Below are 2,263 nucleotides of genomic sequence, written 5' to 3' on the forward strand. Positions count from 1 at the left end.
GGTTTGTATTGTTCAGTTTTCAAAGGTCACTCGCCGTTTGGCGACTCGTTTATCTTACCAAAGCATTGCTACTTTGTCAAGAAAACTTTTTGAAGATTTTCAATCTTCATTTGCAAGCACAACGGAGCGGATTTATTCAATTCGTTCTCTGTCCTTGCGACAATATGAATTTTAGCATTTCCCTTTTGTCGTGTCAAGGCGATTTTTATCTTTCTTTCCGTCTCTTTTGCGTTTCCCCTTTTACGGAAAAGAAAACTTTTATAAATATGCGGTTTTTCTTTCAACTTGCTGTACTTCTCCTATTTTTTAACTCTATATGAAGTATGATTCAATAAAAATATCGTAATTTTATTATTCTTCACTTTTATTAAGTCTTTCTTTTTCCGTCCTGCCTCTACAATCTTATATTGATTTTGCTGTCCGTACTTTTGGACAAAAAACGGCACGAACCGAAGTTCGTGCCGTTTGTCTGATAAAGTCTTAACGTTTCGAGAACTGCGAAGCCTTACGAGCTTTCTTCAAGCCGTATTTACGACGTTCTTTTTCACGCGGATCGCGTGTAAGGAAGCCGGCCTTTTTCAAGCCTTGACGGAATTCCACGTCTACTTCCAAGAGAGCGCGACTGATGCCGTGACGGATAGCGCCTGCCTGACCGGAAGGACCGCCGCCTTTTACGTCTGCAATGACATCGTATTGTTCCGTAACACCTGCCAATACGAGGGGCTGTTTAATAATCAATTCCAGCGTTTTACGACCGAAATATTCTGTCAATTCTTTTTTGTTTACTGTAATTTTGCCTTGACCCGGAACCAAACGAACTCTGGCAACGGATGTTTTTCTACGGCCAGTACCGTAGTATTGTGCTACTGCCATGAAATCTTCCTCCCGGTATTATCGAATATTCAACTTCAAAACTTCAGGTTTCTGTGCCTGGTGGGGATGTTCCGCACCTGCATACACATTGAGTTTACGATACATCTGTTCACCCAATTTGTTTTTCGGCAACATACCGCGAACTGCCATTTCCACTACGCGTTCAGGACGCTTTTCGAGCATATGACCGGCCTGAGTAAACGTAGATCCGCCGGGATATCCGGAATGATGGAAATAAGTTTTCTGAATCAATTTCTTACCTGTCAATTTTACTTTGTCCGCGTTGACAACAATGACGAAGTCGCCTGTGTCTACATGCGGGGTAAATGTAGGTTTATGTTTTCCCCGAAGAACTTTAGCCACTTCGGCAGCAAGACGGCCCAGTGTTTGGCCTTCAGCGTCAACAACAAACCATTTCCGTTCAACATTGCCGGAATTGGCCATAAATGTAGTTTTCATGCTGTTTTATTCCTCCCTGTTTCGACTATCTGACCTAAGCTTTTGGGTTCTCTTTCTCCGGGGCTTGTGGAGTCCAAGTAAAAAGCTTACTTTCCTATTTTATAGATAATATCGGTGCTTGTCAAGAATTCTCTTCTGTTTTCACTGATTTATCGTAACTTCTATATAATATAGTAAAAAGTTCTTTTAAGCAAGATTTTTCCTTTGTACGAAATATTCTTTACAACTCCTCCACTCAACGATAAGCTTAGTATAATAACAGCGTTCATTCAATGAGGTGAAATAATGAATAAAGGACTCATACATATATATTGCGGTGACGGTAAGGGGAAAACGACGGCATCTATCGGATTGACCGTTCGCTGTGTCGGTCGTGGCGGTAAGGTTTTATTTGCGCAATTTTTAAAAGAGCGGGAAACGGGAGAAATCACCGTACTGACAACTCTTCCTTCCGTAACGGTACGTCGCGGCAAGGGAACGGGGAAATTTACATTTCAAATGAATTCCCTTGAACTGGCAGCCGCTAAGAAGATACAAGAAGAAACCTTTGATTATATTTGCCGAATCTGCCGAGAAAATCCGCCCGATCTCTTAATCATGGATGAGGTCATCGGTGCTTGCACAACGGGTTTAATCTCTGAAAACAAGCTTATTCATTTTCTTACTTCCAAGCCGACACAAACAGAAGTCGTCTTAACAGGGCGCAACCCGTCACAACAATTAATCGACTTGGCTGATTATGTTTCTGAAGTAAAAAAAATAAAACACCCCTTCGACAAGGGCATCGAAGCTCGCGTAGGCATCGAAGAATAAAAAGAAGAGAGACTGTCGGGAAATGCCTGAACATTTTCCGACAGTCTCTTTTTAGATAATGCGTCCCTACGCTTCAGACCGGTGCCGAGGATATATTGTTTTGTAAAAAGCAACTAAA

The 2,263-nt window shown here is 41.7% G+C and carries 3 protein-coding genes; 1 reads left to right on the forward strand and 2 read right to left on the reverse strand.

Going from position 1 to position 2,263, the window contains the following annotated elements; translation table 11 throughout:
• Positions 1-480 precede the first annotated feature (480 nt).
• Both rpsI and rplM read right to left on the reverse strand, forming a co-directional pair.
• Positions 481-873: a 30S ribosomal protein S9 gene (gene rpsI, locus PGX78_RS07720; RefSeq protein ID WP_006941498.1), complete on the reverse strand. Its 393-nt coding sequence runs from the start codon at positions 871-873 to the stop codon at positions 481-483.
• An 18-nt stretch (positions 874-891) separates the two neighbouring features.
• A complete protein-coding gene (gene rplM / locus PGX78_RS07725; protein ID WP_270446317.1) occupies positions 892-1,332 on the reverse strand; it encodes a 50S ribosomal protein L13 in 441 nt (146 codons plus the stop codon).
• 285 nt (positions 1,333-1,617) lie between these two features.
• Here rplM and PGX78_RS07730 point away from each other — a divergent pair, with 285 nt between their 5' ends.
• Positions 1,618-2,145 carry a cob(I)yrinic acid a,c-diamide adenosyltransferase gene (locus tag PGX78_RS07730; protein WP_270446319.1) on the forward strand — a complete coding sequence of 176 codons (528 nt, stop codon included), beginning with the start codon at positions 1,618-1,620 and terminating at the stop codon, positions 2,143-2,145.
• Positions 2,146-2,263: the final 118 nt, after the last annotated feature.

Origin of the sequence: Megasphaera sp. AF13-6AC, assembly GCF_027685385.1 — a bacterium.
Classification (GTDB): domain Bacteria; phylum Bacillota; class Negativicutes; order Veillonellales; family Megasphaeraceae; genus Megasphaera; species Megasphaera micronuciformis.

Excerpts from the sequence above, each read along its gene's own strand:
- rpsI (WP_006941498.1), bottom strand. The coding sequence starts at position 873 with ATGGCAGTAGCACAATACTACGGTACTGGCCGTAGAAAAACATCCGTT.
- rplM (WP_270446317.1), bottom strand. The coding sequence starts at position 1,332 with ATGAAAACTACATTTATGGCCAATTCCGGCAATGTTGAACGGAAATGG.
- PGX78_RS07730 (WP_270446319.1), top strand. The coding sequence starts at position 1,618 with ATGAATAAAGGACTCATACATATATATTGCGGTGACGGTAAGGGGAAA.